Origin of the sequence: Actinokineospora auranticolor (assembly GCF_002934265.1) — a bacterium.
GTDB lineage: Bacteria > Actinomycetota > Actinomycetes > Mycobacteriales > Pseudonocardiaceae > Actinokineospora > Actinokineospora auranticolor.
Window position 1 is genome coordinate 108987 of sequence record NZ_PTIX01000012.1, and the last position, 14245, is coordinate 123231.

Genomic DNA, 14245 nt, shown 5'->3' on the forward strand with positions numbered 1-14245 from the left:
ACCCACCCGGCACCGGCCGTCGGTCGACGCGGTCTAGAGGGTCTTGGCCAGGGACTCCGCGATCTCGTACGTGTTGAGGGCGGCGCCCTTGCGGAGGTTGTCGCCGCACACGAAGAAGTCGAGGGTGTTCGGGAAGTCCAGGGCCTGGCGGACGCGGCCGACGTAGGTCGGGTCGCCGCCGACGACGTCGGCGGGGGTCGGGAACTCGCCCGCCTCGGGGTTGTCCACCAGCACGATCGAGGGCTGGGCCGCGAGGATCTCGTGCGCCTGCGCGACGGTCACCGGGTTGGCGAAGGTCGCGTGCACGGCCAGCGAGTGGGTGGTGACCACGGGGACGCGGACGCAGGTGGCCGAGACCTTCAGGTCCGGGATGCCGAGGATCTTGCGGGACTCGTTGCGGACCTTGAGCTCCTCGCTGTTCCACCCGTCGGCCTTGAGCGAGCCCGCCCACGGCACCACGTTGAGCGCCAGCGGCGCCGGGAACGGCGAGTCCTCCTGGGACAGCCCGGCGGCGGCCAGCGCCTCCCGGACGTCACCCGCGCGGACACCGACCTCCTTGCCCGCCACCGCCGCGTACTCGGCCTGGAGCCGGTCGATGCCTTCCTGACCGGCACCCGAGGCCGCCTGGTACGAGGACACCACCAACTCGCGCAGCTCGAACTCCCGGTGCAGCGCGCCGATGGCGGCCATCATCGACAGCGTCGTGCAGTTCGGGTTGGCGATGATGCCGCGTGGGCGGTCGGCCGCCTTGTCGTCGTTGACCTCCGGCACCACCAGGGGCACCTGGTCGTCCATTCGGAACGCACCGGAGTTGTCGACCGCGACGGCACCGCGCTCGGCGGCGATCGGCGCCCACTGGGCCGACACCTCGTCCGGCACGTCGAACATCGCCACGTCGACGCCGTCGAAGACCTCCGGCGCCAGCGCGAGGACGGTCAGCTCCTCCCCGCGCACCGTGATCTTCTTGCCCGCTGAGCGGGGGGAGGCGATGAGCCGCACCTCGCCCCACGGCCACTCGGTGCGGCCGTTGAAGATGTCGACCATGACGGTGCCCACCGCGCCGGTGGCGCCGACCAGGGCAAGAACAGGTCCGGGCATCAGAGACCACTCCCCGCGTAGACGACGGCCGCTTCCTCGCCGCCGAGTTCGAATGCCTCGTGGATGGCGCGCACGGCCTCGTCGAGCTGCGTGTCGCGGATCAGCACCGAGATGCGGATCTCCGAGGTGTTGATGATCTCGATGTTGACCCCGGCCTTGGCCAGCGCCTCGCAGAAGGTCGCGGTCACGCCGGGGTGCGAGCGCATGCCCGCACCCACCAGCGACACCTTGCCCACGTGGTCGTCGTAGAGGACGTGGGTGAAGCCCAGCTCCTCGCGGAGCTTCTCCAGCGCCGCGACCGCGGTGGGGCCGTTGCTCTTGGACAGGGTGAAGGTGATGTCGGTCTTGCCCGACACCGTGCTGGACACGTTCTGCAGCACCATGTCGATGTCGATCTCGGTGTCGGCCACCGTGCGGAAGATCCGCGCGGCGACACCCGCGGTGTCGGGCACGCCGACCACGGTCACCTTGGCCTCGGACCGGTCGTGCGCGACGCCGGTGATCATCGCCTGTTCCACGGTCAAGTCCTCCATTGACCCGGAGACGATCGTCCCCGGCTTCGTGCTGTACGACGAACGGACATGGATCGGCACGCCGTAGCGGCGCGCGTACTCGACGCAGCGGAGCATGAGCACCTTGGCCCCGCTCGCGGCCATCTCGAGCATCTCCTCGTAGGTGACCCGGTCGAGCTTCTTGGCGTCCGGGACGATCCGCGGGTCGGCGCTGTAGACGCCGTCGACGTCGGTGTAGATCTCGCAGACGTCGGCGCCGAGCGCGGCGGCCAGCGCGACGGCGGTGGTGTCCGAGCCGCCGCGGCCGAGCGTGGTGATGTCCTTGGTGTCCTGGCTGACGCCCTGGAACCCGGCCACCAGCACGATGTGCCCGAGGTCGAGCGCCTCCTGGACCCGGCTCGGGGTCACGTCGATGATCCGCGCCTTGCCGTGCGCGGAGGTGGTGATGACCCCCGCCTGCGAGCCGGAGAACGACCGCGCCTCGGCACCCAGCGCGCTGATCGCCATGGCCACCAGGGAGTTGGAGATCCGCTCACCCGCGGTGAGCAGCATGTCCATCTCGCGCTGCGGTGGTACCGGGTTGACCTGTTTGGCGAGGTCCAGCAGCTCGTCGGTGGTGTCCCCCATCGCGGAGCAGACCACCACCACGTCGTTCCCCGCCTTGCGCGTCGCGACGATGCGCTCGGCGACGCGTTTGATCCGTTCGGCGGTTTCGAGCGAGGATCCGCCGTACTTCTGGACGACGAGCGCCACTGGGTGCAACCTCCTCAGGCCGGATGCGCGTCCGGTCACGGTCCGGCCGACGCCGCATCGCCGCAGAGCGTACCTGCGCCACCGCGGTGCCCCCGCCGCTCTTGTGGCACCCGCCACTGCGCCACCCGACTAGGGTTGTGCGCCGAGCCAACCAACCAGTCGGGGGAGGACCGCCGGTGTCCGCCACGGACGTCACCAGTGCTGCGGCCGGGACCGCGGACGACGACGCGGAGTCCGCGCCGACCGGGGCGCGGGTCCGCTGGTCCCCCGCGCAGGCGCTGCGGTTGCTGACCCCCGCGCTGGTCTTCCTCGGGGTCCGGGAGATCGGGCTGCTCGGGCTGAGTTGGATGTCGGAGAAGAAAGGTGCCTCGGCGAGCGAGGCACTGCGCTCGTGGGACGGGCAGTGGTTCCTGTCCATCGCGGCGAACGGCTACGCGGGTGTGCCGGACCACCTCGTCGACGCGTTCGGCAGGCGCAGCCCCGAGACGCCGCTGGCCTTCTTCCCCGGGTACCCGACGCTGGTCGGCTGGGTCAACGACCTCGGCTTCGACCTGGTGCCCGCGGCGCTGGCGGTCACCATCGTGTTCGGCGTGGTGTGCGCCTACGGCCTGACCCGGCTCGGCGAGCTGGTGCCGGGTGGCGGCAGGCGCACCGGGCTGGCGCTGGTGGCGCTGTTCGCCGCGTCGCCGATGTCGATCGTGCTGTCGATGGCCTACTCGGAGGCGATGTTCTGCGCCTTCGCGATCTGGGCGCTGGTGTTCGTGCTGGAGCGGCAGTGGCTGGAGGCCGGGCTGGCCTGCGCGGTCGCGGGCCTGGTGCGGCCGACCGCCGCCGCGCTGATCCTCGCCGTCGGCCTGGCCGCGGTCGTGGCGGTCGTGCGGCGCCAGGACGGCTGGCGGCCGTGGGTGGGCGGGCTGGTGGCACCGCTCGGCCTGCTGGGCTACCTGGCCTGGGTCGGGTTCCAGACCGGCGAGTGGAACGGCTGGTTCGCGCTGCAGGAGCGCGGCTGGGACTCCGGCTTCGACGGCGGCAAGGCGACGGTCAAGTTCAGCGTCGACGTGCTCGGCGACGGTCGGTCGGTGCTGGAGGTGGCCACGGTCGCGCTGATCGTGGTGGCGCTGGTGCTGGTCGCGGTGGCGGTCCGGCAGCGGATGCCGTGGCCGGTGCTGGTCTACACGGTCGGCGTGCTGGTCATGGACCTGTGCTCGAACGGGCTGATGAACTCCAAGGTCCGGCTCATGGTGCCCGCGTTCGCGCTGCTCGTGCCGATCGCGATCGGCCTGGCCAAGCGGAAGACGTCGACCGCGGTGACCGCGCTGGCCGCCGTCGCGGTGACCGGGTCGTGGTTCGGTGCCTACGCGCTGACCGCCTGGGGCTACGCGATCTGACCCACCGCCCCGACGGCGGGTGATCCACAGCTCTGACAGCCTGGGGCCATGCGATCTGACTCACGCCGAGCCGTACAGCGGCCCGAGCCCCCCGCCGACCTCGACCCGCTGCTGCGCGACCGCTGGAGCCCGCGGGCGCTCGACCCGGACGGCGCGGTCACCGAGGCTGCCCTGGTGCGGATGCTGGAGGCGGCGCGCTGGGCGCCGTCGTACGGCAACACCCAGCCCGCCCGCTACCTCGTCGGTCCACGCGGGACGGACACCTTCGACCGGATCCTCGCCCTGCTGGTCCCGGGCAACCAGGCGTGGGCGCACAACGCCGGTGCGCTGGTCGTCGCCTGCGCCGAGACCGAGAACGACAAGGGCCCGGTGCCGTACGCGGAGTACGGCGTCGGTTTGGCCACCGAGAACCTCGTGCTCCAAGCGGTCGCCGAGGGCCTCGTCGCGCACCAGATGGCGGGCTTCGACGCGCCCGGCGTGACCGCCGCGTTCGACCTGCCCGCGACGATCCGGCCGCTGGTGGCCGTGGCCATCGGCGTGCTCGGCCCGGTGGAGCTGCTGCCGGAGGACCGGCGCGAGCGGGAACTGGCGCCACGGCACCGGATCCCGCTCGCCCAGACCGCGTTCACCGGCAGCTGGGGTCACCCGTTCGTCCCGGACAACCGGTAAGGCCTAGCCCAGTCGCCGGACCAGCCTGCTGACCACACTGGACACGGTGAGCCAGAACGCCGCGGCCAGGCTGTAGTTGACCAGAACGCCGAGCTTGCTGTCCGCGGGCGTGAAGAGGTTCTTGAACGCCAGGGAAAGCGGCTCGGCCAGTTCGCGCATCGCCGTGCTGATGGGGTTGTCCGGGTTGGCGTTGCCCATCACCAGCACGACGTGCACCACGATGACCAGGGCGATGAGCGAGCCCGCCCAGCGGACCAGCCGAGCCAGGAAACCGACCGCCGACGAGCGCAGTTCCGCGCCGCGGTGCCGGGTCCCGCTCGGCTGGTCCACAGTGGGCTCGGGCTCGGCCACCCCGGTCGGGCGGCGGGAGCGGCCCAGTGCCGCGCCGAAGACCACCGGTGCCGCCTAGCGCACGAGCCGCGCGACCAGGCTGGCGACGACCAGCCAGAACACCGCGGCCAAGCCGTAGTTGACCAGGACGTTGAGCGTGGGGTTGGCGATGGGGAACAGCCCGGGGAAGAACAGCGCGAGCGGTTCCGCCAGGGACTTGATGAACTGGACGAACGCGTTGCCCGCGTTCGCGCCGAGGACGACCAGTAGGATGTAGACGACCTCGATGATCGCGAAGAGCGCGCCGATGCCGGTGATGATCCGCGCGGCGGACCCACGGGTGCTGGTGCCGTGCCACCTCCGAGTAACCATGCTGGGAAAGTGCCCCTGACCTCGGGTGTCGTAACTGCTCCGAATGGCCCAACGCGATCACCGGTCCACCATGTGGACTTCTGATTCCACATCCATCCGCGCGTCGGTCTAGTCTGGCCTCGTGGCGCGCGTGCTCCTGCTTCTCCGCCGCGACGGGGTCTGACCAGACCGGCTCCCCGTCGCGGAGTTCGGTGTTGCCGCCGGTCGCCGTCCCCTGGACGAACCACCGACCACAACGGAGAACCCCGTCATGAGCAGCGACCCCGCGGCCATATCCACCTCCAGCAGGCTGCGCACCCCGACCCGCCCCGCGCCCGCCGACCAGGCGCCGTGGAACCCGCAGCGCGGCAGTTCGATGCCGGTGCACCGCTACCGCCCGTTCCACGAGCTGGTGGAGCCGATCGAGCTGGCCGACCGCACCTGGCCGAGCAAGCGCATCACCAAGGCACCGCTGTGGTGCGCGGTCGACCTGCGCGACGGCAACCAGGCGCTGATCGACCCGATGTCCCCGGCCCGCAAGCGCCGGATGTTCGACCTGCTGGTGCGCATGGGCTACAAGGAGATCGAGGTCGGGTTCCCGGCCGCGAGCCAGACCGACTTCGACTTCGTGCGCGAGATCATCACCGAGGGCGCGGTACCGGAGGACGTCCGCATCCAGGTGCTGACCCAGGCCCGCGCCGAGCTGATCGAGCGCACCTTCGAGTCGCTGGAGGGGGCGCACAGCGCGGTCGTGCACCTGTACAACTCCACCTCGATCCTGCAGCGGCGGGTGGTGTTCCGGCAGGACCGCGCGGGCATCAAGAAGATCGCCACCGACGGCGCGGAGACCGTGCTGGCCTTTGCCGAGAAGTACGGCGAGACCGACTTCCGGTTCGAGTACTCGCCGGAGTCCTACACGGGCACCGAGCTGTCCTACGCGGTCGAGGTCTGCGACGCGGTGGCCCAGGTGTGGCAGCCGACGCCGGAGCGGCCGATGATCGTCAACCTGCCCGCGACCGTGGAGATGGCGACGCCGAACGTCTACGCCGACTCCATCGAGTGGATGCACCGCAACCTGCCCAACCGCGAGTCGCTGATCCTGAGCCTGCACCCGCACAACGACCGCGGCACCGGTGTGGCCGCCGCCGAGCTGGGCTACCTGGCGGGCGCGGACCGGATCGAGGGCTGCCTGTTCGGCAACGGCGAGCGCACCGGCAACGTCGACCTGGTGACGCTGGGCATGAACCTGTTCAGCCAGGGCATCGACCCGCAGGTCGACTTCTCCGACATCGACGAGATCCGGCGCACGGTCGAGTACTGCAACCAGCTGCCGGTGGCCGAGCGCCACCCGTGGGGCGGCGACCTGGTGTTCACCGCGTTCTCCGGCAGCCACCAGGACGCGATCAACAAGGGCCTGGACGCGCTCGACGCGCAGGCCGAGGCGGCGGGTGTCCCGGTCGGCGAGCACCCGTGGGAGGTGCCGTACCTGCCGATCGACCCGAAGGACGTGGGCCGCTCGTACGAGGCGGTCATCCGGGTCAACTCGCAGTCCGGCAAGGGCGGCGTCGCCTACATCATGAAGACCGAGCACCAGCTGAAGCTGCCGCGCAGGCTGCAGATCGAGTTCTCCCAGGTCGTGCAGGCGGTCACCGACAGCGAGGGCGGCGAGGTCAGCCCCAAGGAGATGTGGGACGTCTTCGCCACCGAGTACCTGGACCGGGTCAGCCCGCTGCGGCTGCGCCGCAACAAGGTCTCCGCCGACGGCGACGGCCGCGACGAGATCAGCGCCACGGTCGAGGTGGAGGGCGAGGAGCACGACGTCACCGGCACCGGCAACGGGCCGATCGCGGCGTTCGTCGACGCGCTGGCCACCGTCGGGTTCGACGTGCGGGTGCTGGACTACTCCGAGCACGCCCTGACCTCCGGCGACGACGCCCGCGCGGCCGCGTACGTGGAGTGCGCGGTGGGCGGCAAGGTGCTGTGGGGCGTGGCCGTCGACAGCTCCATCGTCACCGCGTCGCTGCGCGCGGTGGTCTCCGCGGTGAACCGGGCCAACCGGTAGCGAGCACTCCCCAGCGGGCCCCGGGACGTCGAAGTCCCGGGGCCCGTTGTGCATTAACCAACATTTCCGGGAATCGTTGAAGATCCACTAAGGACAAATCCTGGACAACGGGTCGGTCACCACGCCGCTTCGTTAACACCTCGCTGCGGCTGCGCGATCGAGCAGGTGGCGACGGCGCACGGGCATTCACGCACTACGAGCACTCGTAGTGGAAAAGAATGGCCGCCGCAGACTCGCCACGGGCATTCTCGCGGCGAGGTGGTGCACATGGGCGAGCACGGCGTGAGCCGCGTGTGGCGGCGCGGGCGCAACTTCCTCGGCAAACCGGTCGAGGACTTCTGGAACCGCACCGGCGACGCGGGCGAGGCCGTCGTCGTGGAGCGGGTGTCGAACGCGCTGCGGGTGGCCGCGACCCGCGGGGACGTGTGGCACCCGACGGTCGTGGTGCGGCTGAGCGCGGGCGACTACGACCTGCTGGAGGGCAGCTACGACGAGGTGCGCGGCAGGCTCAGCGGGCTGATCTGCGGCCGCCTCGACTACCGGGGCGTCTCGGTCGGCGTGGTGCGGATCGTGCTGGAACCCGTGGGCCTCAGCGGAAGCGAGTCGTTCACGATCCTCACGGCTGGCGACCGGGACGCGGTGTTCACCCGCGCCGAACCGCCGCCGCAGCCCGACCCCGCACCGCGGCAGCAGTCGTTCCCCCGGCAGCGACCGCGCCCCGACGGCAGGCCGACCCACGCCCTGCGCTCCTTCTCGGACGGTTCGCGGATCCCGCTCGGCGGGGTGCCGGTCACCCTCGGCCGGGCGCAGGGCGCGCCGGGGCGGCTCGACGACCCGAAGGCCAGCCGCAGGCACTGCGAGTTGGTCGTGCGCGCGGACGGGCGGCTCACGTGCACCGACCACTCGTCCAACGGGACCAAGGTGGACGGTCAGCGAATAACCGGAACCGTGACGCTTTCCGTGGGACAGGTACTTCGCGCGGGCCGCACGGAGTGGGTTGTCGAACATTGGTGAGCGACCGGTCTCGAAATACCGCGCTACCGATGTCGAAGTACGAACACTCGTAATCGCCCACCTGGTAGCGGATACCGAATTCCGTGCCACGGTGTGTCCGTCACCCGAGAAGAAGCCCGCCGACAACCAGGGAGTTGAGCGAAATGCCGCTGCGCCGGTCGGGCGACTTCCTCTACTGGTGCGCGGGCGCCGACCCGACGGTGGTCGACCACGCGCACCTGGGCCGCCCGGAACGGGTGCGCTACGGCAGCATCGGCATGTCCGTGCTGCTCACCGGCACCGCGGGCGGGCTGTCCATGCTCATGGTGCTGGGCATGGTCAGCCACGGGTTCCGGCTCTGGCACCTGCCCGCCGCGCTGTTCTGGGCGCTGTTCATCTTCAACACCGACCGCTGGCTGGTCAGCTCGATCAACTACAACGACCCGAAGCCCGAGGGCGCCACGTCCAAGCGCGACACGCGCGGGGACTTGATCAAGCGCCGGTTGGGCAGGCTCTGCACGGTCCTGGCGCGCATCGCGATGGGCGTGCTGATCGCCTTCGCGGTGTCCGAACCGGTACTGCTGACGATGTTCGAGAGCGAGATCACCCACCAGCTCAGCATCACGAACCGGCAGAACGAAGAGGCGACCAAACAGGCCATCGAGGCCAAGTACGCGGGTGACTTCGCGACCATCGAGGCCAAGTACAAGGCCACGCAGGACGCGGTGGACAAGGCCGCCGCCGAGCTCAAGACCGCCGAAGCGGAGCTGACCAAGGAGAACGCGGACGGCAACAACACCGGGCAGGGCTGCTCGCTGAAACGGGGCAGCCCCTGCAAGGCGTACCAGGAAGCGGTCGAGCTCAAGCAGGCCGAGCTGCGGAACGCGCAGGCCAACCGCGACACCGCGCGCGAGACCTACACGCGGGACACGGCGGCGACCCGGGCCAAGGTCGACGGCGAGATCGGCGCCAAGAAAGCGGATGACAACCCCGACGGCCTGCTCGCCCGGCAGAAGGCGCTGGCCGACCTGACCGCGGCCAACCCCGAGTTGGGCACCCGGGTGTGGCTGATCCGCGGGGTGTTCCTGCTGGTCGACCTGCTGCCGATCCTGCTCAAGACCTTCGCCTCGACCAGCATGTACGAGCGTTTCGTGCGCACCGCCGCCGCCGACCTGCTCGCCGGGAAGCAGCGCGCCCGCGCAACCGCCGACGCCGCCGACACCCGGCGCGCGGAGGCCGACCGCGTGATCGACCGGGCGCGCATCGACGCCTTCCAGGACGTCCGACTCGAAGAGGTCGCCGCGAGCCGCGACCTGGACCTGTCCGGGATCAAGCTCGACCTCGACCAGCAGCGGATCCAGCTCGAACTGGACCACGAACTCGAAGTGCTCCGGATGCGCTGGCGGCACCGGGAACGGGTGGACGCCGAGGGGCTGCTGTTCGAGGGCACCGAGGTCCACCCCGGCAAGCACGACCCGGCCCTGCACGACGTCACCGAGCCGGGCGATGACGGCGACCCGTCGGGCGGTGTCCAGGGCGACCACCCGACGGACCCGCTCGGCGGCCCGTCCGGCGGTGCGGGGAAGCGGCCGAAGCCGGACCCGCGCAGCGTGCTCAACGACCGCTGGGTCATCGTCGGCCCGCTGCCGGACTCCGACCAGGCCGGGTTCAGCGACCTGAAGCTGGCCTACGACCTGCACGAGCCCGAGCGCGAGGTGGTCGTGAAGCGGGCGCTGACCATCGGCGCCAACCGGCGGGCGGCCGCGTACTCGATCAAGAAGGACCAGCACTTCCACGCCAAGGTGCGCAGCAGGCACGTGGCACCGCTGCTCGACCTGGGCGAGCACGAGCTGTTCGGCCCGTTCGTGGTCACCCCGCGCTACCCGACCACCCTGGTCAAGCGGCTGCGCGACGAGCCGCTGACGCTGGAGTGGTCGCTGCGGATCATGGAGCAGGTGCTCGGCGGGCTGACCGACCTGTGGCGCACGGCGAACTGCGTGCACCTCGACATCAAGCCCGCCAACATCGCCCTCGACGACAACGACGACGTGAAGCTGATCGACTTCGGGCTGGCCAAGGCAGTGCGCGGCACCGACGACCTGGTCAGCGGCGAGGAGTCCAAGTTCACCCGCTGGTACGCGCCGCTGGAGCAGATCCTGCGCGCGCCGAACTGGGTGTCCAGCGCCTGCGACGTGCGCGCGGTCGGCGCGGTCTGGTACGAGATGCTGACCGGTCTCCGGCCGCTGCACCGGGAGGCGCGGGCCACGGGCACGAGCCCGCTGCGGATCACCACGGAGCAGTTCGTCGAGCTGCTGCGCACCACCGACCCGATCCGCCCCAAGCGGCTCTACCCCGGCCTGCCCGCCTCGGTGGACTCGCTGGTCATGCGGTGGCTCAGCCGCGACCCGGTCGACCGGGTCAGCGGGCCGCTCGGCGACCGCTCGCACGCCGAACTGGCCCGCGAGGCGCTGGCCGCGGTGCGCGCGGACGTCGAGGCGCGCGGGCAGCTGTTCGACCTGATCCCGGGCGTGCTCGGCGCCCAGCGGGTCGGCTCGTCCACCGACGTGTACCGGCGCGGCGCCGACGAGCAGCAGACCCGTCAGCGCTAGATCGCGAGAGGAGAGCCGGATGGACCTGCTGTCTTTGGTTGTGGGCTTCGCCCTCGGTGTCGGTGCCGCCGTGGCGGTCCACCTGGTCCGGGCGCGCGTGACCCGCCCACGCCCGGTTCCGCCGCCGCGCGTCGACGAGGAGCTGGACGTCCCCGAGGTCGTGCGGCCCAAGGAGTCGGGGCCCGCGGCGGAGTCGGTACCCGTGGCTCCGGTCCCCGCGGAGTCGTTGCCCGCCAAGGAGTTGGCGTCCGCGGAGTTGGAGCCCGCCACCGAGTTGGCGCCCACGGTCACCGAGCAGCTGCCGGTGGAGACCACCGAAGTCATCCCCGCGGACCCGGTGACCGAGGCGCTGGCGGTAACGGAGTTCACCCCGGGCACGGGCCTGGCCTGGCTGCGCGGCGACGGCGACTTCCTGATCAGCCGGGCGACGACGCTGGTCGGCCGCAGCGCCACCTGCGACCTGGTGGTGGACGAGGACTTGGTCAGCCGCAGGCACTTCCGGGTGGTGCGCGACGAGCGGGGCTGGTGGCTGGAGTCGTTCGACACGCCCAACGGGACCTACCTCAACGACCGGCCGATCCGGCCGAACACCCCGGTCCGCCTCCAGGGCGGCGACCGGATCGGCCTGGGCGACACCGAACTCACCCTGATCCTGCCGACCACCGACACCCCGGCGGAGTCCGGGATCGCGTTGTCGTTCAACAGCTTCGGCGCCAGCATCACCGGCGGCAGGCGGTCGAACCAGGACGTCTGCCACTGGGACAACACCATGGTGGCGGTCGCCGACGGGGTGGGCGGGCGGCCCGCGGGCGGGCTGGCGGCGAAGCTGGCCGTGGATGGCATCCGGGACGCGGGCCAAGACCAGGACCTGCTCGCCACGGCCCGGCGGGTCAACGAGGTCGTGCGCGCGACGGGCGAGGAGAACGTCCTGGCGACGGGCCTCGCGACCACCCTGGACGTCGCCGTGCTGCGGCCCGGCCCGGAGGGGTACCTGGTGGCGGGTCTGCACATCGGCGACGGCACGGTGATCGTCCAACTCGGCGCGGAACTGGAGGACCTGGTCGAGGCCCACTCGTCGACCGCGGTCGGCTCGGGCGCGGGCGGGAAGCTGCTGCGCGCGGTCGGTCTGGACGAGACGATCCGCCCGGACCGGTGGGACCGACCCGCGCGGCTCGGCCAGCGGTACCTGCTGGCCAGCGACGGGCTGGTGAACGCCCTGGGGCACCAGCCGTTGCGGCGCGCGCTGGTCCGGCTGCGGGCGGACGAGCCGCGCGAGTGCGTGCGCAGGCTGCTGGAGCTGGCGGACCGCGCGGGGGCGGCGGACAACGTGACGGTGGTGGTCGCCGATGTGACTCCCACCGAGGACCGGTGATCGAGGTTGGCGACCCTGACCATCTTCACCGGCACCAGACCGCCGTGGCAGGTTCCGGTGGACACCGTGGTCTACCTGGACCGGTTGTACCTGACCGGTTTGCCTGGCGACCCGACCATCTCCCGGCAACCGCACGCCCCGAGCCTCTGCCACCGCGCCGGGGATTGGTGGCTGGACAACTACTCGCAGGCGCACAACGCGTACGTGGCGGTGCACCCGCGCCACGAGCAAGGCCGGATCGTCGTGCCGCTGCGGTGTTCGGTGCGCCTTGGGGACGGGGATTCGGAGGTGTGGGTCTGGAGCCCGCAACACCGGTTGCGACTGCGGGTGGCAGGCTCGGCTTTCCTTTCGGCGCAACGGGAACAGGAGGACGATGTGTCCACAGAGGTGGGTGTGCCCGGAGCGCACGACCGCGTGACGGAACTGTGGAAGCGGGTGCCGTTCCACCGGGTGGTGCTCGCGGCGTACTACCGGCCGTACTTCGCGCCCGGCCTGGTCCGCCCGGCACCGCAGAACCGCGAACAGACCCGCCGGTGCGTCGGCCAACCGACCTGCACGCGGTTGGACAGGGCGTTGCGGGAGACCATGAACGCGATTTGGGGGGAGCAGGGGCACGCGGCGGAACTGCCCGAATACCTGATCAGCCAGCGGTTGTTGAACGCCACCGACCAGGGCCTCGTCCCCCACACCGACTGCGCCCACCGCCGCAGCCAGTGACCGCGCCCGGATTCTTGGAGGGGACCTGACGCCACTGCGTGTTTGGCCGGTACTTCGCCCGCATCGGCCGCAAGTCGGCGAGGTTCGCCGGGTTGATCAACGTATGCCTCCGGCCCCCGGAATCCACTTTAGTCGGAGGCACCGACAGTTCGGTGTGGAAACGATCCAGCCCTGTGGACAACTCGCGATCAAGGGGCGGGGTGCGCCGGATGGGGCGAGTTGTGCACAGGGCTAGATCATCATCAGGCGGTTCTGTCAGGGGACGCCGGTAGAATGGTTACCGGGGGCCGGAGGCGTGCCATCAGGCCGGAGCCGTCAAGCCGGATCCGCGGTCGCGGCGCCGGTGGGGTCGACGGTCAGCTCGTCCTTGTTCTCCGGGAAGTGGCAGGCCGCCTGGTGGCCGGGGGCCAGGGAGATCAGTGGCGGCTCGGTCGCCTTGCAGACCTCTTGCGCCTTCCAGCACCGCGTGTGGAAGCGGCAGCCGGTCGGGGGGTTGATCGGGCTGGGGACGTCGCCCTGCAACCTGATCCGCTCGCGGTTGCCGCGCCGGGCCGTGTCCGGGATCGGGACGGCCGAGAGCAGGGCCACCGTGTACGGGTGCATGGGCCGCTCGTACAGCGCGGTGCGGTCGGCGATCTCCATGATCTTGCCCAGGTACATCACCGCGACCCGGTCGGACACGTGCCGCACCACCGAGAGGTCGTGGGCGATCATCACGTAGGTCAGGTCGAACTCGTTCTGCAGGTCTTCCAGCAGGTTGACGACCTGGGCCTGGATGGACACGTCCAGCGCGGACACCGGCTCGTCCGCCACGATCACCTTGGGGCGCAGCGCCAGCGTCCTGGCGATGCCGATGCGCTGGCGCTGGCCGCCGGAGAACTCGTGCGGGTAGCGGTTGTAGTGCTCCGGGTTGAGGCCCACCAGCTCCAGCAGGTCCTGCACCGCGCGCTTGACGCCGTGCTCGGTCTCCACGTTCTGCAACCGGAACGGCGCGCCGACGATCGTGCCGACGGTGTGCCGGGGGTTCAGCGAGGAGTACGGGTCCTGGAAGATCATCTGGATGTCGCGGCGCAGCGGGCGCATCCTGGCGGGCGTCAGGTGGGAGATGTCCTGGCCGTCCAGCTCGATCGTGCCGCCGGTCGGCTCGATCAGCCGGGTCAGCAGCCTGCCCGTGGTGGTCTTGCCGCAGCCGGACTCGCCGACCAGCGACAGCGTCTCGCCGCGGCGGACGGAGAAGGTCAGGCCGTCCACGGCCTGCACCGCGCCGACCCTGCGCTGCAGCAGGCCGCGGCGGATCGGGAAGTGCTTCTGCAGCTCGTTGACGACCAGCAGGTCTTCGCCGAGGCGGCGGTCGGCCGCCGGGTTGTCGGTCTGGGTGCTCACGGCGTCCT

12 protein-coding genes are annotated in these 14245 nt (G+C 70.9%); 7 read left to right on the forward strand and 5 right to left on the reverse strand.

Annotated features, from left to right (window positions below):
* Positions 1-33: 33 nt before the first annotated feature.
* Both CLV40_RS21890 and CLV40_RS21895 read right to left on the reverse strand, forming a co-directional pair.
* Entirely contained in the window at positions 34-1098 is a 1065-nt protein-coding gene (locus CLV40_RS21890; RefSeq protein WP_104480832.1) for an aspartate-semialdehyde dehydrogenase, read from the reverse strand.
* Positions 1098-2363, reverse strand: coding sequence for an aspartate kinase (locus CLV40_RS21895; RefSeq protein ID WP_104480833.1), 1266 nt, complete (start codon positions 2361-2363; stop codon positions 1098-1100). The genes CLV40_RS21890 and CLV40_RS21895 overlap by 1 nt, the downstream gene beginning before the upstream one ends.
* Before the next feature lie 176 nt (positions 2364-2539).
* On the opposite strand from CLV40_RS21895, the gene CLV40_RS21900 reads away from it, so the two are divergent.
* Together CLV40_RS21900 and CLV40_RS21905 are read left to right on the forward strand one after the other, a co-directional pair.
* A complete protein-coding gene (locus CLV40_RS21900) occupies positions 2540-3751 on the forward strand; it encodes a hypothetical protein (protein WP_104480834.1) in 1212 nt (403 codons plus the stop codon).
* 48 nt (positions 3752-3799) lie between these two features.
* Positions 3800-4420, forward strand: a complete 621-nt coding sequence (locus CLV40_RS21905) for a nitroreductase family protein (protein ID WP_104480835.1) — start codon at positions 3800-3802, stop codon at positions 4418-4420.
* 3 nt (positions 4421-4423) lie between these two features.
* Here CLV40_RS21905 and CLV40_RS21910 read toward each other — a convergent pair whose 3' ends face one another.
* Both CLV40_RS21910 and CLV40_RS21915 read right to left on the reverse strand, forming a co-directional pair.
* Positions 4424-4816 (reverse strand): hypothetical protein, encoded by a 393-nt coding sequence (locus CLV40_RS21910; RefSeq protein ID WP_104480836.1) that lies wholly within the window; start codon positions 4814-4816, stop codon positions 4424-4426.
* Between the two features lie 9 nt (positions 4817-4825).
* Positions 4826-5122 carry a hypothetical protein gene (locus tag CLV40_RS21915; protein ID WP_104480837.1) on the reverse strand — a complete coding sequence of 99 codons (297 nt, stop codon included), beginning with the start codon at positions 5120-5122 and terminating at the stop codon, positions 4826-4828.
* Between the two features lie 250 nt (positions 5123-5372).
* Between CLV40_RS21915 and leuA the strand changes: the two genes are divergently transcribed.
* The 5 genes from leuA (at position 5373) to CLV40_RS21940 (ending at position 12854) form a co-directional block, all read left to right on the forward strand.
* Entirely contained in the window at positions 5373-7163 is a 1791-nt protein-coding gene (gene leuA / locus CLV40_RS21920) for a 2-isopropylmalate synthase (RefSeq protein ID WP_104480838.1), read from the forward strand.
* Between the two features lie 267 nt (positions 7164-7430).
* On the forward strand, positions 7431-8177 hold the full coding sequence (locus CLV40_RS21925; protein WP_104480839.1) for an FHA domain-containing protein: 747 nt from the start codon (positions 7431-7433) through the stop codon (positions 8175-8177).
* A gap of 143 nt (positions 8178-8320) precedes the next feature.
* Positions 8321-10765 carry a DUF4407 domain-containing protein gene (locus CLV40_RS21930; protein ID WP_104480840.1) on the forward strand — a complete coding sequence of 815 codons (2445 nt, stop codon included), beginning with the start codon at positions 8321-8323 and terminating at the stop codon, positions 10763-10765.
* Between the two features lie 19 nt (positions 10766-10784).
* A complete protein-coding gene (locus CLV40_RS21935) occupies positions 10785-12137 on the forward strand; it encodes an FHA domain-containing protein (RefSeq protein WP_104480841.1) in 1353 nt (450 codons plus the stop codon).
* Between the two features lie 6 nt (positions 12138-12143).
* Positions 12144-12854, forward strand: coding sequence for a hypothetical protein (locus CLV40_RS21940; protein ID WP_104480842.1), 711 nt, complete (start codon positions 12144-12146; stop codon positions 12852-12854).
* A gap of 315 nt (positions 12855-13169) precedes the next feature.
* Here CLV40_RS21940 and CLV40_RS21945 read toward each other — a convergent pair whose 3' ends face one another.
* Positions 13170-14237 (reverse strand): ABC transporter ATP-binding protein, encoded by a 1068-nt coding sequence (locus CLV40_RS21945; protein WP_245931459.1) that lies wholly within the window; start codon positions 14235-14237, stop codon positions 13170-13172.
* Positions 14238-14245: the final 8 nt, after the last annotated feature.